Consider the following 480-nt stretch of genomic DNA (forward strand, 5'->3'; position numbering starts at 1 on the left):
TTGGTCATAGTATCGGCGATGGTTTCATAGCCGCCGAGATAACCCAGATATGCGAGGAAAGAGTGGCTGCCGTTGAGCATGCGCAGTTTCATCATTTCAAACGGCACCACGTCGGCTACGAACTGTGCGCCAACCTTGTCCCAGTCAGGACGACCGTTGACAAAATTGTCTTCAATTACCCACTGACGGAACGGTTCACACGCCACGCCCGCCGGATCGCGCACGCCGGTAAGCTGTTCAATTTTATCCAGCGTATCGGGCGTTACGGCAGGAACAATACGNCAATCTCCTGCAACGTTTCCGCCGTCGCCGCCGGAACAATGCGGTCGACCATAGTGCACGGGAAAGTCGCATTAGCTTCAATCCACTGCGCCAGCTGCGGGTCGCGCGCCTGCGCCAGCCCCAGTACTGCGACTTTCGCCACATGCCCATTTTCACGCACGTTATCGCAGGACATCACGGTAAAGGCCGCCAGCCCCT

The 480-nt window shown here is 57.2% G+C and carries 1 pseudogene; it reads right to left on the reverse strand.

The window, feature by feature from the left end:
• Positions 1 to 480, reverse strand: a pseudogene (locus FDX22_RS21615) (fructuronate reductase); the annotation flags it as partial.

This window comes from Citrobacter sp. TBCS-14, assembly GCF_005280805.1.
GTDB lineage: Bacteria > Pseudomonadota > Gammaproteobacteria > Enterobacterales > Enterobacteriaceae > Citrobacter > Citrobacter gillenii.